At 61.5% G+C, this 21,941-nt stretch carries 16 protein-coding genes and 1 tRNA gene; 8 read left to right on the plus strand and 9 right to left on the minus strand.

From position 1 onward, the window contains the following. Positions 1-50 precede the first annotated feature (50 nt). Together hrpA and Q8R10_RS03675 are read right to left on the minus strand one after the other, a co-directional pair. Positions 51-3,977: an ATP-dependent RNA helicase HrpA gene (gene hrpA, locus Q8R10_RS03670; RefSeq protein ID WP_305651116.1), complete on the minus strand. Its 3,927-nt coding sequence runs from the start codon at positions 3,975-3,977 to the stop codon at positions 51-53. A 219-nt stretch (positions 3,978-4,196) separates the two neighbouring features. After that, complete coding sequence (locus Q8R10_RS03675; protein WP_305651118.1) at positions 4,197-5,009, minus strand: MerR family transcriptional regulator; 813 nt, start codon at positions 5,007-5,009, stop codon at positions 4,197-4,199. A 287-nt stretch (positions 5,010-5,296) separates the two neighbouring features. On the opposite strand from Q8R10_RS03675, the gene Q8R10_RS03680 reads away from it, so the two are divergent. The 5 genes from Q8R10_RS03680 to Q8R10_RS03700 all read left to right on the plus strand — a co-directional run bounded on the left by Q8R10_RS03680 (position 5,297) and on the right by Q8R10_RS03700 (position 11,140). Next, complete coding sequence (locus Q8R10_RS03680; RefSeq protein WP_305651120.1) at positions 5,297-6,175, plus strand: M24 family metallopeptidase; 879 nt, start codon at positions 5,297-5,299, stop codon at positions 6,173-6,175. Then, positions 6,172-7,965 carry an SDR family oxidoreductase gene (locus Q8R10_RS03685; RefSeq protein WP_305651122.1) on the plus strand — a complete coding sequence of 598 codons (1,794 nt, stop codon included), beginning with the start codon at positions 6,172-6,174 and terminating at the stop codon, positions 7,963-7,965. The genes Q8R10_RS03680 and Q8R10_RS03685 overlap by 4 nt, the downstream gene beginning before the upstream one ends. Positions 7,966-7,994: 29 nt before the next feature. Continuing rightward, a complete protein-coding gene (locus tag Q8R10_RS03690) occupies positions 7,995-8,912 on the plus strand; it encodes a metal-dependent hydrolase (protein WP_305651124.1) in 918 nt (305 codons plus the stop codon). 192 nt (positions 8,913-9,104) lie between these two features. After that, positions 9,105-9,803 carry a pirin family protein gene (locus Q8R10_RS03695; protein ID WP_305651125.1) on the plus strand — a complete coding sequence of 233 codons (699 nt, stop codon included), beginning with the start codon at positions 9,105-9,107 and terminating at the stop codon, positions 9,801-9,803. 80 nt (positions 9,804-9,883) lie between these two features. After that, entirely contained in the window at positions 9,884-11,140 is a 1,257-nt protein-coding gene (locus Q8R10_RS03700) for an MgtC/SapB family protein (RefSeq protein ID WP_305651127.1), read from the plus strand. A 245-nt stretch (positions 11,141-11,385) separates the two neighbouring features. On the opposite strand, the gene rmuC is transcribed toward Q8R10_RS03700, so the two are convergent. After that, positions 11,386-12,861 (minus strand): DNA recombination protein RmuC, encoded by a 1,476-nt coding sequence (gene rmuC, locus Q8R10_RS03705; protein WP_305651129.1) that lies wholly within the window; start codon positions 12,859-12,861, stop codon positions 11,386-11,388. A gap of 665 nt (positions 12,862-13,526) precedes the next feature. On the opposite strand from rmuC, the gene Q8R10_RS03710 reads away from it, so the two are divergent. Further along, entirely contained in the window at positions 13,527-14,009 is a 483-nt protein-coding gene (locus Q8R10_RS03710) for a GreA/GreB family elongation factor (protein WP_305651131.1), read from the plus strand. Positions 14,010-14,085: 76 nt separating this feature from the next. On the opposite strand, the gene Q8R10_RS03715 is transcribed toward Q8R10_RS03710, so the two are convergent. From Q8R10_RS03715 to queA, 6 genes are all read right to left on the minus strand, one after another. Then, positions 14,086-14,631: a glycine zipper 2TM domain-containing protein gene (locus tag Q8R10_RS03715; RefSeq protein ID WP_305651132.1), complete on the minus strand. Its 546-nt coding sequence runs from the start codon at positions 14,629-14,631 to the stop codon at positions 14,086-14,088. Between the two features lie 128 nt (positions 14,632-14,759). Further along, positions 14,760-15,671, minus strand: a complete 912-nt coding sequence (gene secF / locus Q8R10_RS03720) for a protein translocase subunit SecF (RefSeq protein WP_305651133.1) — start codon at positions 15,669-15,671, stop codon at positions 14,760-14,762. Between the two features lie 9 nt (positions 15,672-15,680). Continuing rightward, positions 15,681-17,549: a protein translocase subunit SecD gene (gene secD, locus Q8R10_RS03725; protein WP_305651135.1), complete on the minus strand. Its 1,869-nt coding sequence runs from the start codon at positions 17,547-17,549 to the stop codon at positions 15,681-15,683. Positions 17,550-17,623: 74 nt separating this feature from the next. Continuing rightward, complete coding sequence (yajC, locus tag Q8R10_RS03730; RefSeq protein ID WP_305651137.1) at positions 17,624-17,962, minus strand: preprotein translocase subunit YajC; 339 nt, start codon at positions 17,960-17,962, stop codon at positions 17,624-17,626. Positions 17,963-18,010: 48 nt separating this feature from the next. Beyond that, positions 18,011-19,126: a tRNA guanosine(34) transglycosylase Tgt gene (gene tgt / locus Q8R10_RS03735; protein ID WP_305651167.1), complete on the minus strand. Its 1,116-nt coding sequence runs from the start codon at positions 19,124-19,126 to the stop codon at positions 18,011-18,013. 14 nt (positions 19,127-19,140) lie between these two features. Then, positions 19,141-20,190, minus strand: a complete 1,050-nt coding sequence (gene queA / locus Q8R10_RS03740) for a tRNA preQ1(34) S-adenosylmethionine ribosyltransferase-isomerase QueA (RefSeq protein WP_305651139.1) — start codon at positions 20,188-20,190, stop codon at positions 19,141-19,143. 110 nt (positions 20,191-20,300) lie between these two features. On the opposite strand from queA, the gene Q8R10_RS03745 reads away from it, so the two are divergent. Next, positions 20,301-20,384 (plus strand) — tRNA-Leu (locus tag Q8R10_RS03745). 166 nt (positions 20,385-20,550) lie between these two features. Beyond that, the gene (locus tag Q8R10_RS03750) at positions 20,551-21,792 is read left to right on the plus strand and encodes a tyrosine-type recombinase/integrase (protein ID WP_305651141.1); all 1,242 of its coding nucleotides are present in this window, start codon (positions 20,551-20,553) and stop codon (positions 21,790-21,792) included. Positions 21,793-21,941 lie beyond the last annotated feature (149 nt).

The raw sequence follows: 21,941 nt of genomic DNA on the forward strand, positions 1-21,941 counted from the left end.
ACCGCCAACACAGCGGCGGAGTGCGTTTGCAAGCGACAGCACTAAGGCCGTCAGCCCTCCACCACCGTCCATTGTTTGGCCACGCGCTTATCCGACACCGGCATCTTGGTGCCCAGCTGCTGGGCAAACAGCGACACCCGGTATTCCTCCAGCATCCAGCGATACAGCAACAGTTGCGGGTCGCGTTTACCTTCTTTGGTGTGTTTGCTCAGGCGGGTTTGGTACTGGGCCCAGCAGGCATTCAGCTCGCCGCTCCAGACCCGGTCCTTCTGCATTTGGCTGCCGAGTTTGTCGAAGCGCTGCTCGATGGCGCGCAAATAACGCGGCAGCTCGTTCAGCCATTCCATCGGCGTCTCGCGCACGAAGCCCGGATAGACCAGATTGCTCAACTGCAGCTTGATGTCATTCAGCGCCACGGCCTGGGCCAGGTCGATCTTGCCCTTGAAGCGTTTTTGCAGGCCGTGCCACAGGCTCAGCACCTCCAGCACCCGCTTGGCCAAACGCTCGGCCTGTTCGGCCCAGCCGCCGCGTTTTTGTTCGGCCAGTTTTGCCAGCCCGGCGCCGTCGCGCGGCAGCGGCTCGCTGCCTGCGAGGATGCAGTTGTCCAGGCTGGCCAGCAGAATGTCTTCCACCAGGGCATCGACCCGGCCCAGCTCGCGATAGAGCAAACCCAGCTCGGTGAGGCCCGGCAGTTTGCCGCGCAGGTATTTGGCAGGCTCTGCCAGTTGTTGCAGCAACAGGCGCTGCAAGGCGCGGCGGTGTTGGAACTCGGCTTCGGCCAGGGTCGGGAAGCGGCCTTCCTTGACCGTGCCGCGCTCATCGCCAACGCTGCCTTCGACCAAGGCCGGATAGACCGTCATCGATAACCCGGCGATGTTTTGCTGGGTGCTGGCCGCCACTTGGGCAAAGGCCTTGGCTTCCACCGGACGCTGCTGGCCGGCGTTCTGCACTATGGCCAAGGCGGCGTGGCTGGCCTGCACGAAGCGGGCATTCAGCTCACTCAGGTCGCGGCCTTCGCCGAGGAACTTGCCGCTGGCATCCACCACTTCCAGATTGATCTTCAGGTGGTTGTCCAGCTCCAGCAGCGCCTGGGTCCAGGCCTCCTCGCTGACCTTGACCCCAGTCATGCGTTGCAGCTCGCGACCCAGGGCGGCCGGCAGCGAGCCTTCACCGAAGTTGATGCGCTCTAAAGCCGCCTTGATAAAGTCCGGCACCGGCACGAAGTTCTTGCGCAGCGCCTTGGGCAGGTTGCGCACCAGGGCGATGCACTTGGCCTCCAGCAGGCCGGGCACCAGCCATTCCAGCCGCTCGCTGGGCAATTGCGGCAACAGCGGCGCCGGCACCCGCAGGGTCACGCCGTCGCGCGGGTGGTTGGGTTCGAAGTGATAGGTCTGGGTCAGGCGCAAGTCGCCCAGTTGCAGGCTGTCCGGGTACAGGGCGGCGGTGACTTCGCTGGCCTCGCGGGCCAGCACGTCTTCCTCGCGCATGATCAGTAGCTGCGGGTTCTTGCCGCTCTCGATCTTGTACCAGCTGTCGAAGGTCGCGGCCTGATGGATCTCGGCCGGGATGCGCGCCTCGTAGTAGGCGTAGAGGGTTTCTTCGTCGGCCAGAATGTCGCGGCGGCGGGCCTTGGCTTCCAGCTCGTCGAGCAGCTCCAGCAGCTCGCTGTTGGCCTTCAGGCAACGGGCGCGGGACAGTATCTCGCCACGCACCAGACCGTCGCGGATAAACAGTTCGCGGGACAACACCGGCTCGATCGGCCCGTAATGCACCGCCCGCTTGCCCACCACAATCAGCCCGTACAGGGTGATTTGCTCGAAGGCCACCACCTGGCCGCGTTTCTTCTCCCAGTGCGGCTCGAAGTGGTTTTTCTTGATCAGGTGGCCGGCCAGCGGCTCGATCCAGTCCGGTTCGATCTTGGCCACCTGGCGGGCGTAGAGCTTGGTGGTTTCCACCAGCTCGCCGGCCATCAGCCATTGCGGACGCTTCTTGCCCAGCCCCGAGGATGGGTGAATCCAGAAGCGCCGCTGGCGGGCGCCGAGGTAGTCGCCGTCTTCGGTCTTCTGGCCGATCTGGCTGAGCAACCCGGACAGCACCGCCTTGTGCAGTTTGGGGAAATCCGCCGGGGTGGTATTCAGAGTTAGCTGCAACTCTTTGCAGATCAAACTGAGCTGGCGATGGGAGTCGCGCCACTCGCGCAGGCGCAGGTAATTCAGGAAGTTCTTCCGGCACCAGCTGCGCAGCGGGCTGGCGCCGAGGCTCAGACGTTGCTCCTCGAAGCCGCGCCAGAGATTGACCAAGCCGGCGAAATCCGAGTCGATATCCTTCCACTGCGCATGGGCCTGATCGGCCGCCTGCTGGCGCTCCGGTGGCCGCTCGCGCACGTCCTGCACCGACAGCGCACTGGCCACAATCAGCACCTCTTGCAGGCTGCCCTGCTTGGCGGCTTCGAGCAGCATGCGGCCGAGGCGCGGGTCCACCGGCAGGCGCGCCAACTGGCGACCCAGCGGGGTCAGCTGGCTCTCGCGATTAACCGCCGACAGCTCTTGCAGCAGGTTGAATCCGTCGCTGATGGCCTTGCCATCCGGCGGCTCGATAAAGGGGAAATCTTCGATGGCGCCGAGACGCAGATGCAGCATCTGCAGAATCACCGCCGCGAGGTTGGTGCGCAGAATCTCCGGGTCGGTAAAGGCCGGGCGACTGTTGAAATCCTCCTCGCTGTACAGGCGCACACAGAGGCCCGGCTCGACCCGACCGCAACGGCCCTTGCGCTGATTGGCGCTGGCCTGGGAGACCGCCTCGATGGGCAAACGCTGCACTTTGGCGCGGTAGCTGTAGCGGCTGATGCGCGCCGTGCCGCTGTCGATCACATAGCGAATGCCCGGCACCGTCAGCGAGGTCTCGGCGACGTTGGTGGCCAGCACGATCTTGCGCCCCGGCCGGCGCTGGAAAATCTTCTGCTGCTCGGCCGGCGACAGCCGCGCATACAGCGGCAGAATCTCGGCGTGTTTGAGGTTGGCCTTGCGCAGCATCTCGGCGCAATCGCGAATTTCCCGTTCGCCGGGCAGGAACACCAGCACATCGCCGGGCAACTTGCCCTCACTGCGCTCGAAGGCCGCCAGCTCGTCGAGGGTCTTGATGATGGCCTGATCGACGCTTAGGTCGTCCTCGACCATCTCGCCGTTTTCGTCCTGCTCACCCAACAGCGGCCGATACCAGGTCTCGACCGGGAAGGTGCGACCGGAGACTTCGACTATGGGCGCATCATTAAAATGCGCAGAAAACCGCGCCAGGTCGATGGTCGCCGAAGTGATGATCAGTTTCAGATCGGGGCGGCGCACCAGCAGGGTTTTCAGGAAGCCCAACAGGAAGTCGATGTTCAGACTGCGCTCGTGGGCCTCGTCGACAATGATGGTGTCGTACTTGTCCAGGTAGCGGTCGTGCTGGGTTTCGGCCAGCAAGATACCATCGGTCATCAGCTTGATCATGGTGCTGTCGCTGCTTTGATCCTCGAAGCGCACCTGATAACCGACCAAGCCGCCGAGCGGCGTGTTCAGCTCTTCGGCCACCCGGGTGGCGACGCTGCGGGCGGCGATCCGTCGTGGTTGGGTGTGGCCGATCAAGCCGGTCAGGCCACGGCCCAACTCCAGGCAGATTTTCGGCAGCTGGGTGGTCTTGCCCGAACCGGTTTCGCCGGCAATCACCACCACCTGATGCTTGGCAATGGCCGCCTTGATCTCGTCGCGCTTGGCGGCAATCGGCAGGCTGTCGTCATAGTGGATGTGCGGAATACTCAGGCGCCGCGCCTCGACCTTGGCGATGGATGCCTGCAACCGCTCGGCCCACTGCGCCTGCTTGATCGCGTCGGGACGCTTGGCCAGCTCGTGCAACTGCCGGCGCAATTTGCTCCGGTCCACCAACATGGCCAGCCCAACGGATTTATGCAGGGTATCGAGGACGGCAGCGGTATCGGTCATCAGGTCATCGCGGGCAAATTTATCAGGGCCGCGATTGTCGCAGATTTAGGCATTCGGCGGCCAAACCTGCGCGTCGCGTCAGAACTGAGCTGACAAGCGCGTCTTAGCCTGCTCAGCCTGCTGAACTAACCAGTCGATCACCACGCGAAAGAGCGGCAGCTCTGGGTACTCCGGGGGTAGGCCAGCCAGCAACCATTGGCCTACTGCCTGCGGCCAGTCTTACGGTTTAACAAAACCCTTGAGCAAATCGCCGACCCGCTCGCCCAGTTCGCGGTTGGCCGACTGTTGCAGGCCACGGGCCAGTTCGGTTTCTACCACCTCTTCCACCAGCGGGCGCAATTGCAGCAATTGCGCGCTGAGCCGTTCCAGCTCCTCGGCTCGTGGCATGGCGTTGAGCAGCAGCGGATTGACCAGATGGCTGACGATCATCTGCACTATACCGGCGGCCAGCGGCTCGACCTGGCCACGAATCGCCGCCAACTCATTCAATAGCGCAGGCAACGGAATGCCGGCCTGAAACAGCTGCACCCCGGCGGCAAACAGCCGGGGGCTGGGCACCCGCAGATGGTCGCCGGCAAACTCCAATAGCCCCAGGGCTTGCGCCTGATCCAGCAGCTGATCATCGAGCTGCGTGCCAAACAACTCCTGCACTTCATCGAAGCCCAGGCACCCGGCCTGCTCCTGATTCCAGGGGCCGACAATTGCCTGCTCCAGCCCCAGCACCTGGGCCAGCCCCTGGCCCTGCTGCCAAGCCAGCAGCAGTTCGCGGATGCTGGCAATGCTGTAGCCACGCTCCAGCAAGTCGCCGATCAGCTTGAGCCGCTGCAAGTGCTCGGTGCTGTAAATACCCACCCGACCGCGCCGCGTCGGCGCTGGCAGCAGGCCGCGATCCTGATAGGCGCGCAGGTTACGCACCGTGGTGCCGGCTTCACGGGCCAGTTCATCGACGGTGAATTCAACCGCCACTGCAGCGGCCTGCGCTTCGGCAGGCTGGGGCAGCAGGCGTTGTAATAAAGACGGGAGAGTTTTCATGGCGGCGATCATAGCCGGCCCTGGCGGCCGCCAACAACCGGCTTAAGAACCGACTTAGGAACCGGCTTAACCCGCCCAACCTTGGATTGGACTTACCACGGACCGCCCGCGTCCGCCACTCGCAAAACCACCGCCAAGCCAGCGCCAGCAAGGCCCCCAGGGTTGCAGTAACAGCGGTAACAGCACCGCAACTCAGGCCATCAAGGCACTGGCCAGCGCTGGCCATCCTCACCAATAATCAATGTGACATTGAATGATGTAACAGTTAATCACCCCCGGAGCCTCCCATGCCTGCCAGCGCCCCCAGCCTGACCGCTTACGACCTGACGCAATTTCGCGCCACCCAGCAGCTCGCTTACCAGTGTGTAGAAAGCATCGCCAAGGAGCTGCAACCGGGCATCACCGAAAAAGCCGCGGCGGCACTGATGAAGACCTGGCTGCAGGATCATGGGGTCAAGGAGTGGTTCCACGAACCTTTCGCCTGGTTCGGCCGGCGCACCGCCTTCGAAGGCTTCGATGGCCTGCGCCATCTGCGCGGCTTCAACCTGGCGTTCTTTCCGGGCAAAACCCAGCTGGCCGAAGGCATGCCCTTTATCCTCGACGTCGCCCCGACCCTTGGCGCCTACACCGCCGATGTCGGCTACTCCGGCGCCTTGGGCGCGAACCTGTTGATGGAGCGCCTACAGGATGACCTGATGGCTCATCGCGAGTTGATTGTGCAGCAGGTCAAGCAGCGCCTGCCGCTGGCCCAGGTCAGCCAGGCGGTCGATCAACTCTGTGCCGAACAAGGCACCCTGCCACGGCACAAGGCCTATCCGTTCGAGGTGCTGGCCCATCGCGTCGAGAAGCTCGGCACTCGCCAGACCAAACTGGCGCTGGCGCGCTTCGGGGTACGCAATGTCGCCACCCTGGTGAAAAACGCCCTGGTCACCGGCCGCCGTGAAGGCTGGTCGCCACTCTGGTCGAGCCACTCGCGTTCGCTGCATCCACCGACGCCGGGGCTCTGGGCGGTGGAACCACACCTGGGCTTTCGCGGCGTCGGCGCCAAGTTTGAAGAATTGCTGGTGGTCACCGAATCGGACGCCTACTGGCTGGATGACGACCTGCCCCATGTGCGCCGCTGGCTGGAACGTGGCCTGTTGAGCCGTACGCCGGTGGCGGCATGAACGCGCCGCAGGCTTTGCCAGTACCAGCGCTGCGCGCCGAACCCTGGGTCGCCGAGCAACTGCGGGTGCAGGGCGATGGCGTCGAGCTGGCCGCCTACCGCTGGGGCAATCGCGCGGGCCCAACCCTGTTGCTGGTGCATGGCTACCCGGACAACCACGAGGTCTGGCTGCCGCTGGTGCATGCGCTGGCCGCCGACTATCAGTTGATCGCCTATGACGTGCGCGGTTTTGGCGCCTCGGACAAACCCGGCAAACGCCTGGACTATCACCTGACAAAACTGGCCAATGACCTGGAAGCGGTGATTCTGGCCACCAGCCCCAATCAGCCGGTGCACCTGGTCGCCCACGACTGGGGCTCGATCCAGAGTTGGGAGGCGGTCACCGAACCGCGCCTGGCGCCGCTGCTGGCCTCCTACACCAGTATCTCCGGGCCCTGCCTGGATCACGTCGGTCACTGGATGCGCGACCGCCTACAGCAAAAAAATCCGAAGGCCTGGGGTCAGGTAATCGGCCAGTTGCTCAGCTCTTGGTACATCGGCATGTTTCATACCCCGCTACTGCCTGAACTGTTCTGGCGCACCGGGCTGGCCAAGCTCTGGCCCAAGTACCTGCGGCGAGTTGAGGGAGTGCGCGATCCTCAGGTCAGCGCCAGCCTGGGCGCCGATGGCCAACACGGGGTCAAGCTGTACCGAGCCAACTTTATCCGCAGCCTGCTGCACCCACGCCAGCGCCCCACCACGGTGCCGGTGCAGCTGATAGTGCCGGGGCTGGACCGCTATGTGCGGCCGCAACTGTTCGAACAACTCAGCCGCTGGGCGCCACAGCTGTGGCGCCGCGAGGTGCGCGCCGGGCACTGGCAACTGCTGGCCGAGCCGACGCAACTGGCCGGTTGGCTGCGCGAATTTATCGCCCACCTGCAAGGCGGCGAGAGCAACCCGGCGCTGCAACGGGCGCGGGTCTTGGCCAATGCCGGGCCGGATGCTGGCAAGACCGTGCTGGTGACCGGTGCCGGCGGCGGTATCGGTCGCGCCACCCTGCTGGATTTTGCCGAACGGGGCGCCTGCGTGCTGGCCGCCGACATCAACCTGGCCGCCGCCGAACGCAGCGCCGAGCTGGCCCGTGCCCTCGGTGCCGAGGCCCACGCCTATCAACTGGACGTGGGCGACAGCGCGGCCATGCAGGCTTGCGCCGACTGGGTGCAACAGCGCTTCGGCAGCCTCGACATACTGGTCAACAACGCCGGCATCGGTATGGCCGGCGCCATGCTCGACACCAGCGCCGCCGACTGGGAGCGCCTGTTGCGGGTCAATCTGTGGAGCGTGATCGACGGTTGCCGGCTGTTCGCCCGGCAGATGGTCGATGCTGGCAAGGGCGGGCATATCGTCAATATCGCCTCGGCGGCGGCCTTCGTGCCGTCGCGCAACTACGCCGCCTACGCCACCAGCAAGGCCGCGGTGCTGATGCTCAGTGAATGCCTGCGGGCCGAACTGGCCGGTCAGGGGATTGGCATCACGGCCGTGTGCCCGGGTCTGGTCAATACCGGGATCATTCAGGCCACCCGTTTCCATGGCTTAAGCGCTGAAGCCGAAGCCAAACAAAAAGCCCGCGCCCAGCGCCTGTATCAGCGTCGCAACCTCAGCCCCGAGACCGTCGCCAAGCAGTTGATCCGCGCCATCGAACGTAACCGCGCGGTGATCGCCGTCGGCAGCGAAGCCCACCTGAGCGTCGCCCAATGGCGCTTCGCCCCCTGGCTGTCGCGTCTGCTGGCCCGCCTGAACTTGGCCGCCTAAAACCTGGCCGCCTAACGAGGAGAATCCCCATGAGCAAAAAAGCCCAACAGCCGCAAGACCAGCAAGAACCGCAACAACGCCTGCCACAACGCAAGGTGCGCTTCGACTTCAAAGACACCCCGCTGCACTGGGTGCCGAACGAGCCGGAGGCCTCGCACATCATGAACTGCCTGCACATCCTGCTGCCGGCCGGCGAGTTCTGGTTCTGCCGCGTGTACAACCTGGCGGTGAAACAGGTCAGCGACCCTGAGCTGCGCGAGGAGGTACGCGGTTTTATCCGCCAGGAGGCGCAGCACGCCCGTGCCCACGACAGCGCCCTGACGCCCTATCTGCTGCGCCACGGCATCGATCCAAAACCCTACACCCAGCGCCTCGACTGGCTGTTCGAGAAGGCCCTGAGCGATCATCCGCTGGGGGAAAACGCCCTGAGCCGCTGGCTGCAAACCTGGTGGCTGCGCCAGCGGGTCGGGCTGATTGCCGCCGTGGAGCACTTCACCTGCGTGCTCGGCGACTGGATCATCACCACCCGCAGCCTGGACGACGCCGACCCGGTGATGCTCGACCTGCTGCGCTGGCACGGCGCCGAAGAAATCGAACACCGCTGCGTCGCCCACGATCTGCACGTGCACCTGGGTGGCAGCCTGCTGGCGCGCTGGCTGTATATGCTGATCGCCACGCCGCTGCTGATGTTCCTGTTCAGCAGCGGCTCGCAGATGATGATGCGCCAGGACCCGCGAACCCGTTACAGCCGGGGCTTTCTCAGCCTCTGGGCGGCGCTCGGCAAGCGCGACGTGCTGCCGCCTCTGGGCAGCATTGGTCGGGCGGTGCTGCGCTACTTCGTACCGAGCTTCCACCCGCGCACAGAGGGCAATATCGCCGTGGCCGAGGCCTATCTGCAACAATCCCCGGCGGCGCAACGGGCGGCGGCGCAAGCCCGGCCGAGCTGAGTGCGATATGTTTCCAGCCGCTCAGCGGCGGCTGAAAACACGACCTTAACGGCTCAGAGCACAACCTTAAAATATCCAATAAGTAGATAGTTAAAACGCAATTTTTGCGCTTTTTATCCAAACAAATCCGATAGATCATCAACTCCATAACGCCGCGCCGCCGTTTTGCGACGCCGCCACCGGAGCCCGACCATGATCGAATTACGCCCCTTCCAGTCCCTCGGCCACGCCCAACATGGCTGGCTGAATGCCCGCCATCACTTCTCGTTCGCCGAGTACCACGATCCCAAGCGCCTGCACTGGGGCGCACTGCGGGTCTGGAACGATGACGAAATCGCCGCCGACAGCGGTTTCCCCACCCATCCGCACCGCGACATGGAGATCATCACCTATGTTCGCCAAGGCGCTATCAGCCACAGTGACAGCCTCGGCAACCATGGCCGCACCGTGGCTGGTGACGTGCAGGTAATGAGCGCCGGCACCGGCATCCGCCACTCGGAGTTCAACCGCGAAGCCATCACCAGCACGCTGTTCCAGATCTGGATCATGCCCGACCAGCATGGCCACGCGCCGTCCTGGGGCACCCGCAGCTTCCCCAAGGGCGAGCGCGCCGGCCAGTTCGTGGTGCTGGCCAGCGGGCATGCCGGGGACGCAGAAGCCCTGCCGATTCATGCAGATGCCCGGGTGCTGGCCGCCACCTTGCTGGCCGGACACAGCCTCGAGTTCGCCCTCGGCGCTGGCCGCAAGGCCTATCTGGTGCCGGCCAGCGGCGTGATCGAGGTCAATGGCCTGCGCGCCAATGCCCGTGATGGATTGGCGGTGACCGATGAACAACTGCTGCGCATCACCGCCCTGGAGGACAGCGAGCTGGTGCTGGTCGACCTAGCCTGAGTAACGCGTTGATCTCAAGCAGGTCCAATGGCAAACAAGGGCGCTAAACTCAGTGCAGTTGTCACTGCCAAGGACGCCCCATGCCCGCCACGCTGGAACTGCTGCTGAACTTTGCCACGGCCCTGGCCGTCGGCCTGTTGATTGGCACCGAGCGCAGCTGGAGCGCCCGCGACAGCGAAGATAACCAGTTAATTGGCGGCATTCGCACCTTTGGTCTGAGCGGCTTGCTCGGCGGTCTGGCCGCCCTGCTCGGCGCCCATTACGGCCTGAATGCCTGGATCAGTGTGACGCTAATCTTCGGCCTGCTGGTGATCGCCGGCTACCTGGGCGAGCAACGCAACACCGGCGATCTGGGCCTGACCAGCCCCATCGCCCTGCTGCTGACCTTCCTGCTCGGTAGCCTGGCCCTTAGCGAGCAACGCATTCTGGCCGCCGCCTGCGCGGTGGTGATCGCCCTGTTGCTGAGCCTCAAGCAACCGCTGCATAGCGCCTTGCGCAAACTCTCGGCCGCGGAGGTTTCCGGGGCGCTGCAGCTGTTGTTTATCTCCCTGGTGTTGCTGCCGGTGCTGCCCAACCAGGGTTATGGCCCGTGGCAAGCGTTCAATCCTTACGCCACCTGGTGGATGGTGGTGCTGATCGCCGCCATCGGTTTTGCCGCCTACGTTGCCATCCGCCTGATCGGCCAACGCAAAGGCTTGCTGGTGACGGCGCTGCTCGGCGGCATGGTCTCCTCCACCGCCATGACCATCACCCTGGCGCGCCTGCACCAAGGCGGCAAACTGCCGGCCATGTTGGCCTGTGGGCTGCTGGCCACCTCGGCGCTGATGTTCCCGCGGGTGCTGCTGGAGGTGGGACTGGTCAACCCGGCGTTACTCGGCCAACTGATCTGGCCACTGACGGTAAGCGCCTTGATCTACGCCGGCGGCGCGCTGTTTTATTTTCACCGCGCCGGCAGCGAACCTGAAGGCAGCGCCGAGCCGCTGTTGAAAAACCCCTTCGAGTTGGGCCCAGCCTTGCGCTTCGCCGCCTTACTGGTGCTGATTGCCTTTATGGTCGAAGCCGCCCAGCACTGGTTGGGCGATGTCGGTGTCTACCTGGTCGCGCTGCTGTCCGGCTTGACCGACGTCGACGCCATCACCCTGTCGCTGGCGCGCAACGCCCAGGGCGCGCTCAACAACCAGGTGGCGGTACAAGGGATTTATCTGGCCGCCTTTAGCAACAGCCTGGTTAAAGGCCTGCTGATCCTGCTGATCAGCGGCCGCCAGCTGGCCCTGCGCACCCTGCCGATTATGGCGGCCGGGCTGTTGGCGGGGTTGGCTACCCTTTGGTTAATTTGAAGGATATGGATCAGTTATGTGTTGCAAAGGACGTAACCTTTCGAGAGAGGGAATTGCCTTGACACTTGTGCTGTCTGCACCGACCAATCGCGGATAAATCCGCTCCTACAGGGTTGATCAGCCGATAAGTTGTTGCAGGTGCCGGGCTTGTGTAGGAGCGGATTTATCCGCGAAGCAATCCTGCAGGGCCACAGCCGTTCTTTCCCCCTCATTAACCTGGGTCACAAACCAGATGCTGCGCCGACTTAATCGTCCAACTCATCGAGCAAGGCTTCGCCGCCGGCCCGCTCCAGCAGCTCGGCCGGTAGGCTCTTGCTGGCGCGGGCGCCCAGTTGTTTGAGGTTCTCCACCCGCACGACCAGATTGCCCCGGCCATCCACCAGCTTGTTGCGGGCGGCGGCGTAGGCTTTATCCAGCTGTTGCACGCGGGTGCCCAACTCATCTAAGTCGAGCACAAAGGCGACAAACTTGTCGTACAGGGCGCCGGCGCGCTCGGCGATTTCCCGCGCATTCAGGCTCTGCCGCTCTTGCCGCCACAGACTATCGATCACCCGTAGGGTGGCCAACAGCGTGGTTGGGCTGACGATGACGATGTGCTGGGCATAGGCCTCCTGGAACAAGCCCGGATCGGCCTGCAGGGCGGCGGCAAAGGCCGCCTCAATCGGCACAAACAGCAGCACGAAATCCAGGCTGTGCAAGCCTTCCAGGCGCTGGTAATCCTTCAGCGACAGGCCCTTTAGGTGACTGCGCAGCGACAACACATGCTGCTTGAGGGCCAGGGCGCGACCGGCGTCGTCTTCGCTGACGATCATCGCCTGATAGGCGGTCAGGCTGACCTTGGCATCGATCACCACCTGCTTGTCGCCGGGCAACTGGATGATCACATCCGGCTGAAAGCGCATGCCATCGCTGCTGGTCAGGCTGACCTGAGTCAGGTACTCGCGGCCCTTGGTTAATCCTGCGTGTTCGAGCACCTGTTCCAGCACCAACTCACCCCAGTTGCCCTGGATTTTCTGCCCTTTCAGGGCGCGGGTCAGGTTGGTGGCTTCATCGCCCAGGCGCTGGTTGAGTTGCTGCAGGCGCTGCAACTCTTTGCTCAGGGAGAAACGCTCGCGGGCCTCCAGTTGATAACTCTCCTCGACACGTTTTTCGAACGACTGAATGCGCTCTTTGAGCGGGTCGAGCAATTGCCCGAGGCGCTCCTGGCTACTTTGCGCAAAGCGCTGCTCGCGCTCGTCGAAGATCTTCCCGGCCAACTCGGCGAACTGCGCCCGCAGCTCATCGCGCGAGCCCTGCAAATCGGCCAGGCGTTGCTGGTGGCTGTCTTGTTGTTCGCGCAACTCGGCGGCCAGACCGGCCCGCTCGGCATCCAGGCGGCGCAGTTCGGCGTCTTTTTGCGCGCTGCTATGGGTGCATTGCTGGGCCGCGTCACGGGCGTTGCCGTTCTCCAGCAACAGCAACTCGCTTTCACGCCGGGCCACTGCCAGCTCGGCTTGCAACTGCGCCTGACTGCGGTGCAGTTGCAGGATCTCGGCACGACTGTCATCGAGTTGCGCACTCAAGCCATCTTGCGCCAACAGGGCGGTGCTCAAACGCTCATCCAACAGCAGGCGTTCTTGGCGCAGGAGTTGCCCACGCTGTTGCAACTGCCAGAGCAAAAATATCAGGGGCAGCGCGGCCAGCGCCAAACCAAGCAGCAGATTGGGTAAATCGATAGGCATGCGCCGACTCCAGTAAAAGCGGCGGTCAGTATACCCAGCCAGTCGGTAGCGCGAGTTGCTGTTAGGCCGCGCTTTTTGAGTGGAAAACGTGCTGAAAAAATACGCTTTCAACCGATAAAAAACCTTGCAAAAAATACCGAGGGCAACCTAGAGCGGGCGCTCAGGACAATCCACAGATTCTGTGGATAACTCAGTGGGTAAGTTCTGCAGAAGTTGCTAAAAAGCCGTGCTGGCGGGCCCTTGAGTCAATCTGATCGTTTTTTAACCATCAAAAAAAATCTATATAAATCAGCAACTTAAAAAGTCAATTAGAAAACCACCAGAGTTTCAGCGACTTTGTGTCACAGCCCAGCAGAACGCCTCGCAATTGTGCACAACTTTGCAACGTCAACCCCGCAAGTGCGTCTTTTCAGCGCTTTGGCGAAGTTTTTTCACTGCTAAAAGCCCGTGCAGGCCGGCCCAGACAGGGCGCCCGCAGGGATACCTAAAAGCCGCCGCTCAAGCACGCTTTAACCAGCCATTTAGCCGTGCAGAGGCCGGCCAACCTGGGGTACACAACTGACTGATTCAGCCTGGCAAGTCACCCAACAGCGCACCAAGGCTGCGCGACTCCGCAGCCATGAAAGATGCGTTATCCTGCGCAACCGCCCTCGCCTGTCACCACCATGAATAAAGCCCTGCTTCAGCAACGCATTCTCGAACAGCTCGGCAGCGATTTGCAGATCGCCCAGCGCGCCGCACAAACGGCCTATGAGGCCGCCACCGACAAAGCCAACATTGCCGAGAACAAATACGACACCTTAGGGCTTGAGGCCTCCTACCTTGCCGCCGGACAGGCGCGACGGCTGGCGGAAATCCAGCAAGCGCTGCTGGCCTTGCAGCAGTTGCCGCTCAGCGACTTTGACCCGCAACGCGGTATTCAGCTGGGTGCCTTGGTGCTGTTGGCCGACGCCGCCGACCAGCGGCGCTGGCTACTGCTGGCACCGGATGCCGCCGGGTTGAAAATCATCGATGGCGAGCGGGAGATCATGCTGATTACCCCGCACTCACCCATGGGCCAGAGCCTGCTTGGGCAAGCGCCCGGCGCTGAGTTCGAGCTAAAGGTTGCCAACCAGGTGCAGCAGTTTGAGGTGTTGCAGGTGTTTTAAGCGGCGGCGCCGCGCTAAACATAAATCCCACCCATAAAAAAACGCCCGAGAGGGCGTTTTTTGTTTAGCTACTGACTTACTGCGCCGACGCTTGGCCCAGAATCAGTTGGCCTTCTTTGTTGACGGGGATCTGCGCGCCCGGATCACGGTCCATGCGTACCTGATTCACCAAGCCGTTGAGCTGATATTTCACATCATAACCCACCACTTTCTCGCTGCTGTCGGTCACGTTGCTGCAACGGGTTTCGGTGGTGGTGTAGGTGTCGCCTTCCTGCATATTGCCCTGCACGGTATTACCGGCATAACCACCGGCAGCCGCACCGGCTACCGTGGCAATTTTTTTGCCGGTACCACCACCGACCTGATTACCGAGCAAACCACCGGCGACTGCACCGAGCAAGGTGCCAGCAATTTTATGCTCGTCCTTGACCGGCTTACGCTTGGTCAGGGTGACTTCTTTGCAGACCTGCCGTGGCGTTTTAATGGTTTCAGTAACCGGTTGAACCGCCAACACTTGCGCATACTCAGGGCCACTGTTGAGCACGCTGTAAGTTGCCACCGCACCGCCGGCAGTAACACCAACCGCACCCAGCACCGCACCAACCAGCATTGATTTGTTCACTTGAAACTCCTGCCGTTCACGTAAAGAGGCATCAACGCCCCCACTTGTAGAATTGGACTGAGCCGCCGGCGCCGAGTTCAGCGCCGGCGGCCTCATTTAGTGCAATTCGCGAGCAGCATTACACTGGGTCAGGGACGCTCGTCGGCGTCTTCAACCACCGCCGGCGGCATCAGGTCTTCGGAACTCAGGCTGAGCCAGATCAAGGTCACGTTGGCGATATAGATCGACGAGTAAGTACCGGCCATTACCCCAACAAACAAGGCGATGGAAAAACCATACAGGCTGTCGCCGCCGAACATCAGCAAGGCGAAGATTGCCAGCAGGGTCGATACCGAGGTCGCCACGGTACGCAGCAAGGTCTGGGTGGTCGAGATATTGATGTTCTCGATCAGACTCGCCTTGCGCAGTACCCGGAAGTTCTCCCGCACCCGGTCGAACACCACGATGGTGTCGTTCAGCGAGTAACCGATCATCGCCAGTATCGCCGCCAGCACCGTCAGGTCGAAGGTGATCTGAAACAGCGAGAGGAAACCCATGGTCACTATAACGTCGTGCACCAGGGAGACGATGGCGCCGACGGCGAACTTCCACTGGAAGCGAAAGGCCAGATACAGCATGACGCCGCCCAAGGCCAGCAACATACCGATGCCGCCCTGATCGCGCAGCTCTTCACCGACTTGCGGGCCAACAAACTCGGCGCGCTTAACTTCGGCAGGGTTACTCGCATCGGCCAGCAGCAGCGCCGCGGCGATGTGATTACCCAGTTGTGGGTCATCGCCTGGCATGCGCACCAGCACATCGGTGCTGGCGCCGAAGCTCTGCACCACGGCATCTTCGTAGCCGGCTTTTTTGAGCTGGGTGCGAACCTGATTCAGATCGGCCGGTTTCTCGTAAGTCAGCTCAATCAGGGTACCGCCGGTGAAATCCAGCCCCCAGTTCAAGCCCTTGAAGTACCAGCTGCCCAGCGCCAACACGGTCAGCAACATGGTCATGGCGAACGCAAGATTGCGCACGCCCATAAAATTTATCGTACGTAACATGATTACCCCTTAAATCCACAATTTCTTGTAGTCACGGCCGCCGAAGATCAGATTGACCATGCCGCGGGTCACCACTATCGCGGTGAACATCGAGGTGAAGATACCCAGTGACATGGTCACCGCGAAGCCTTTCACCGGGCCAGTGCCCATGGCAAACAAGATGCCGCCGACCAGCAAGGTGGTCAGGTTGGAGTCGATGATGGCGGTAAAGGCCCGGTCGAAACCTTCATTGATGGCGCGCTGCACGCTCATGCCATTGGCCAGTTCTTCGCGGATGCGCGAGAAGATCAGCACGTTGGCGTCCACCGCCATACCCATGGTCAAGACGATACCGGCGATGCCTGGCAACGTCAGGGTCGCACCCAGCCACGACATCAGCGCCAACAGCATGACCATGTTCAGGCTCAGCGCTACGGTGGCCAGTACGCCAAAGAAGCGGTAGATGGCGATGATGAAGATCGACACGAACAGCATGCCCCACAGCGAAGCATCGATGCCCTTGACGATGTTATCGGCACCCAGGCTTGGGCCAACGGTGCGCTCTTCGGCAAAGTACATAGGGGCGGCCAAGCCACCGGCGCGCAGCAGCAACGCCAGCTCCGAGGACTCGCCCGCACCGTCTAGGCCGGTGATGCGAAATTGGCTGCCGAGCGGCGACTGAATAGTCGCCAGGCTGATGACCTTCTTCTCTTCTTTAAAAGTCTGTACCGGCACTTCTTTTTCGACGCCGCCGACCATTTGCTTAACGTACTTGGTCAGCGGTTTTTGCTCGATAAAGATCACCGCCATGCTGCGCCCGACGTTATTGCGGGTGGCGCGACTCATCAGATCACCACCGTGACCATCGAGGCGAATGTTCACCTGCTGGCGACCGTTCTCATCGAAGCTGGCCTGGGCATCGGTGACCTGATCGCCGGTGATGATCAAGCCGCGTTCCAATGGCACCGGACGCCGGCCCGCCTCGCGGAACTCAAAGGACTCAGTGGTGGCCTTGCCAGCATCGGCTTCGGCGGCCAGACGAAACTCCAGGTTGGCGGTCTTGCCGAGAATCCGCTTGGCTTCGGCGGTGTCCTGCACGCCTGGCAGCTCAACCACAATGCGGTTAGCGCCTTGGCGCTGCACCAACGGTTCGGCCACACCCAATTCGTTGACGCGGTTACGCACCGTGGTCAAGTTTTGCTTGATCGAGTATTCGCGGATTTCGGTGATCTTGGCCGGCGTCAGCGCCAAGGCCAGCACCTGCAAGCCATTACGCTCGGTGGTGGTCAGGGCAAAATCGCTAAAGCTCTTTTGAATCAGGCTGCGCGCTTTTTCCAGCTGCTCAGCATCGGTAAAGCCCAAGCTGATGCCGGCGGTCTGCGGTGGCAAGCTGCGATAACGCAGGTGCTCTTTACGCAGCATGCTCTTGATTTCGCCCTCGTAAACCTTAACGCGGGCGGAAATGGCTTTGTCCATGTCCACTTCCAGCAGGAAGTGCACACCACCGGACAGATCCAGGCCCAGCTTCATCGGGCTGGCGCCCACTGCGCGCAACCACTGCGGCGTGGTTGGGGCAAGGTTCAAGGCCACCACATAATCGTCACCAAGCGCTTTACGCACGACGTCTTTGGCCGCCAGCTGATCGTCTTTCTTCAGCAGTCGGATCAGCCCCGCCTTACCCTCTTTCGCCAAGACCGCCGATTTGACACCGACTCCGGCAGCGCCCAAGGCCTTATTGATGCGCTCGAGATCAGCCTGACTGATCTGCAGCGTGGTGCTGGCACCGCTGACCTGAATGGCCGGATCATCTGGATACAGATTTGGCGCGCTATAGATAAAGCCAATCGCCAACACGGCGAGGATCAGCAGGTATTTCCACAGAGGGTATTTATTGAGCATGACGCCGCCCGCTTATGACGCGGGGCGCCTTGCGCGCCCCGTCGATGTTTATAGTTATGTTGTACCGCTAGCAATCAGATTGCTTTCAGCGTGCCCTTGAGCAGGGTCGCGGCAATGGCCGACTTCTGAACTTTCAGCTCAACGGTGTTGGACACCTCAAGCACCACGAACTCGTCGGAGACCTTGACGATCTTGCCGGCGATGCCGCCAGCGGTAACCACTTCGTCGCCCTTTTGCAGGTTGCCCAGCAGGTTTTTCTGCTCTTTGGCGCGCTTGGCCTGTGGCCGCCAGATCATCAGATAAAAGATGACCACGAAACCACCAAGGAACAGGAATTGGATGTATTCGCCACCTGGGGCAGCGGCAGCCGGGGCTGCGGCATCAGCAAAAGCTGAGGAAATCAAAAAGCTCATGTTGCACTCCTATAAAGGCGATATTAGGGCGATAAATCTCGGATTAACTTAGTCCAGCGGCGGTGTTGCTAACCCGCGCCGAGCGTAGAAGGCATCCACGAAGGCGGCCAATGTACCCTGTTGAATTGCCTCGCGCAAACCAGCCATCAGCTGCTGGTAGTGATGCAAGTTGTGGATTGTATTCAACATACTGCCCAGCATTTCGCCGCACTTATCCAGATGATGCAGATAGGCACGGGAGAAATTGGCGCAGGTGTAGCAGTCGCAAGCTGGGTCCAGCGGCGACTCGTCGTGCTTGTGTACGGCGTTACGAATCTTCAACACCCCGGTGTCGACAAACAGATGGCCGTTACGGGCATTGCGGGTCGGCATCACGCAGTCGAACATGTCCACGCCACGGCGCACACCCTCAACCAAGTCGGCCGGTTTGCCAACGCCCATCAAGTAACGTGGTTTGTCGGCCGGCAACTGCGGCGGCAGAAAATCGAGGATACGGATCATCTCCTCTTTCGGCTCGCCCACCGACAAACCACCGATGGCAAAACCGTCGAAGCCGATTTCATTCAAGCCGGCCAGCGAGCGCAGGCGTAGATCCTGATGCATGCCGCCCTGGACGATGCCAAACAGCGCCGCGGTGTTGTCGCCATGGGCGTCTTTGGAGCGCTGCGCCCAACGCAGCGACAACTCCATGGACACCCGCGCCACCTCTTCATCGGCGGGATAAGGTGTGCACTCATCAAAAATCATCACCACGTCGGAGCCGAGATCGCGCTGCACCTGCATCGACTCTTCCGGCCCCATAAACACCTTGGCGCCATCCACCGGCGAGGCAAAGTACACGCCCTCCTCCTTAATCTTGCGCATGGCGCCCAGGCTGAACACCTGAAAACCACCGGAGTCAGTGAGGATCGGGCCCTGCCACTGCATAAAGTCGTGCAGGTCGCCGTGCTTCTTAATCACCTCGGTGCCCGGCCGCAGCCACAGGTGAAAGGTGTTACCGAGAATCATCTGCGCACCGGTGGCGACTATGTCGCGCGGCAACATGCCCTTAACCGTGCCGTAGGTACCCACCGGCATAAACGCCGGGGTTTCCACCACACCACGGGGGAAGGTCAAACGACCACGACGAGCGCGGCCATCGGTCGCCAACAATTCAAAAGACATGCGACAAGTGCGCGTCATACAGATTCCTCTGGCCCGCGCGGCGCGGGGTTGCGGGTGATGAACATGGCATCACCGTAACTAAAAAAACGATAACCCTGCTCAATGGCGGCCTGATAGGCAGCCATGATTTCAGGGTAACCGGCAAACGCCGACACCAGCATCAGCAGGGTCGACTCGGATAAGTGAAAGTTGGTGACCAAGGCATCGACCACATGAAACGGCCGACCGGGGTAAATAAAAATATCGGTATCGCCGCTAAAGGGCTTGAGCACACCATCGCGGGCGGCGCTTTCCAGCGAGCGCACGCTGGTGGTGCCCACCGCAATCACCCGTCCGCCGCGCGCCTTGCAGGCTTCGACTGCGGCCACCACCGAGGCATCGACCTCCAGCCATTCGCTGTGCATATGATGGTCTTCGATGCGCTCGACCCGCACCGGCTGAAAGGTGCCGGCGCCGACGTGCAAGGTGACAAAGGCGGTTTCGACCCCAAGTTCGGCAATCGCCGCCAGCAGCGCCTGATCAAAATGCAAGCCGGCAGTCGGCGCCGCCACGGCACCGGCGCGGTCGGCGTACACGGTCTGATAACGCTCGCGGTCGGCGGCCTCATCCGGGCGGTCTATATAAGGTGGCAACGGCATATGGCCGACGCGCTCCAGCAACGGCAACACCGGCTCGCTAAAGCGCAACTCAAACAAGGCGTCGTGACGGGCGAGCATCTCGGCCTGGGCGCCGCCCTCGAACACAATCATCGAGCCGGGCTTAGGGGCTTTACTGGCGCGCACATGGGCCAACACCCGGCGACTGTCGAGCACCCGCTCAACCAGTATTTCCAGCTTACCGCCGGAGGCTTTCTGGCCGAACAAGCGCGCAGGGATCACCCGCGTGTTGTTGAACACCATCAGGTCGCCTGGCCGCAAATACTCAAGCAAATCGGGGAATTGCCGATGGGCCAACGCCCCGCTCGGCCCATCCAGGGTCAGCAAACGGCTAGCGCTGCGCACCGCCAGCGGGTGACGGGCAATCAGGGCTTCGGGCAGCTCGAAGTTAAAATCAGCAACGCGCATGTTAAAAAGGTCGTTTTATCGGGCGGCAAAGTCTAACGGAAATAGTGAAAATAGACCACGCGCACGCATTGACAGAATCCAGAACCGTCTCTAGAATTCGCGCCCACTGAGCCCTGATGGCGGAATGGTAGACGCGGCGGATTCAAAATCCGTTTTCGAAAGGAGTGGGAGTTCGAGTCTCCCTCGGGGCACCATATAGCTGTATTTGCAAGTCTCTACCAGTCTTGCAAACCCCTTAGAAAGCCCGCCCCGTGCGGGCTTTCTTGTTTCTGGCTGTATCTCCTTGTCTATGCCTATACCTTGACACCGTGTATCCCCACCTGTATCCCTAGCAAAAGCCCTAACTTTGGGATACATGGCATGAACCGTTTAGAGATAAAGCGCCGCCCGCTGGCAGATACCGTGCTAACCACCCTTGAGCCAGACGCCAAGGAGTACCGCGAGCTAGACGGCCAAGGTCTGTACTTCAGAGTTAAGGCCGATGGCGGCAAGTCTTGGCAGCTGCGCTACAAAAACAGCGCCGGCAACTGGGCATGGCTTGGCCTTGGTGGTTATCCCGAGGTGAGTGGCACGCTGGCCAGAAAGAAAGCTGCCGATCTGCGCAACACGATCAGCGACGGCATAGACCCACAGGAACAAAAGCGCACTATCAAGGCGGCTATTGATTCAGCCAGCACCCGAACATTCCGAGCGGCGGCGGATGGCTGGCTTAAAGCCAAAGTAGACAAGGGGCTGGCTGACTCCACCCTCAACAAGATACGCACCTATCTGGACAAGGACATATTGCCCGCCCTCGGTGACAAGCAACTTGATGCAATCACCCGTACCGACTGCGCCGCCCTGCAAGCTTCGATTGAAGCGCGCAACGCCCACAACGTAGCCGAGAAATGCCGCACCTGGATCAATCAGATATTTGGCCGGGCCATTGGCTTAGGGCTGACCGAGAATGACCCCGCCAGCCGGCTACGCGATATAGCCGCCCCGGCACCCAAGACCCAGCAGCACCCACACCTACTTGAACCCGAGTTACCGGGGTTTCTTCGGGCACTGAAGACCACCCCCAGTCGCCTGCCGGCCAAGACCGCTGCTTGGCTTTGCATCTGGACGGCATCCCGGCCCGGTATGGTGCGCCTGGCTGAGTGGTTAGAGATTGATCTTGATGCAGGCACCTGGACTACCCCGGCCGCCAAGATGAAGATGGGCCGCGACCATGTGGCACCTCTGCCTAAGCAAGCAGTCATTGCCCTGCGTGAGCTGTACCGGGTGACGGGGCGTAGCCGCTGGCTGTTTCCGGGAGTCGGCAGCAAGAACCCGACTATCAGTGAAAACACCATTAACAAGGTATTTGCCACCATCGGCTATAAGGGTCGCTTGGTCGGGCATGGCACCCGCCATACCGCCAGCACCCTGCTACGCGAACATGGCTGGCCAAAAGAACATGTAGAGGCGCAGCTCGCCCACAAGGAAGAGGGCATATCGGGTATCTACAACAAAGCCCAGTACCTAGAAAAGCGCGTAGTGATGATGCAGTGGTATGCCGACTACCTTGACGAATTAGCAAAAGGCAACGTGGTGCAAGGTCACTTTGGCAAGGCGGTTTAGGCATGCGTACCCGTACCCCTCTAAAAAACCGTGTTCTTGGTGTTCAACGTGTTCCGCACCCACCGCAAGCCAGCAACGGCGAGGCTTACAGCCGGAACACCAGCGGCAAAAAAACTGGAACACGTGGTGTTCAGCGCCGCCAAGGTGTT

Source organism: Pseudomonas sp., from assembly GCF_030698175.1.
Lineage (GTDB): Bacteria > Pseudomonadota > Gammaproteobacteria > Pseudomonadales > Pseudomonadaceae > Aquipseudomonas.

Bases quoted from the DNA above. Each gene is read 5' to 3' on its own strand.
- tgt (WP_305651167.1), bottom strand. From the start codon at position 19,126: ATGTCTTTTGAATTGTTGGCGACCGATGGCCGCGCTCGTCGTGGTCGT.
- hrpA (WP_305651116.1), bottom strand. From the start codon at position 3,977: ATGACCGATACCGCTGCCGTCCTCGATACCCTGCATAAATCCGTTGGG.
- Q8R10_RS03685 (WP_305651122.1), top strand. From the start codon at position 6,172: ATGAACGCGCCGCAGGCTTTGCCAGTACCAGCGCTGCGCGCCGAACCC.
- rmuC (WP_305651129.1), bottom strand. From the start codon at position 12,861: ATGCCTATCGATTTACCCAATCTGCTGCTTGGTTTGGCGCTGGCCGCG.
- Q8R10_RS03690 (WP_305651124.1), top strand. From the start codon at position 7,995: ATGAGCAAAAAAGCCCAACAGCCGCAAGACCAGCAAGAACCGCAACAA.
- Q8R10_RS03750 (WP_305651141.1), top strand. From the start codon at position 20,551: ATGAACCGTTTAGAGATAAAGCGCCGCCCGCTGGCAGATACCGTGCTA.
- secF (WP_305651133.1), bottom strand. From the start codon at position 15,671: ATGTTACGTACGATAAATTTTATGGGCGTGCGCAATCTTGCGTTCGCC.
- Q8R10_RS03710 (WP_305651131.1), top strand. From the start codon at position 13,527: ATGAATAAAGCCCTGCTTCAGCAACGCATTCTCGAACAGCTCGGCAGC.
- yajC (WP_305651137.1), bottom strand. From the start codon at position 17,962: ATGAGCTTTTTGATTTCCTCAGCTTTTGCTGATGCCGCAGCCCCGGCT.
- Q8R10_RS03695 (WP_305651125.1), top strand. From the start codon at position 9,105: ATGATCGAATTACGCCCCTTCCAGTCCCTCGGCCACGCCCAACATGGC.
- Q8R10_RS03675 (WP_305651118.1), bottom strand. From the start codon at position 5,009: ATGAAAACTCTCCCGTCTTTATTACAACGCCTGCTGCCCCAGCCTGCC.
- queA (WP_305651139.1), bottom strand. From the start codon at position 20,190: ATGCGCGTTGCTGATTTTAACTTCGAGCTGCCCGAAGCCCTGATTGCC.
- secD (WP_305651135.1), bottom strand. From the start codon at position 17,549: ATGCTCAATAAATACCCTCTGTGGAAATACCTGCTGATCCTCGCCGTG.
- Q8R10_RS03700 (WP_305651127.1), top strand. From the start codon at position 9,884: ATGCCCGCCACGCTGGAACTGCTGCTGAACTTTGCCACGGCCCTGGCC.
- Q8R10_RS03680 (WP_305651120.1), top strand. From the start codon at position 5,297: ATGCCTGCCAGCGCCCCCAGCCTGACCGCTTACGACCTGACGCAATTT.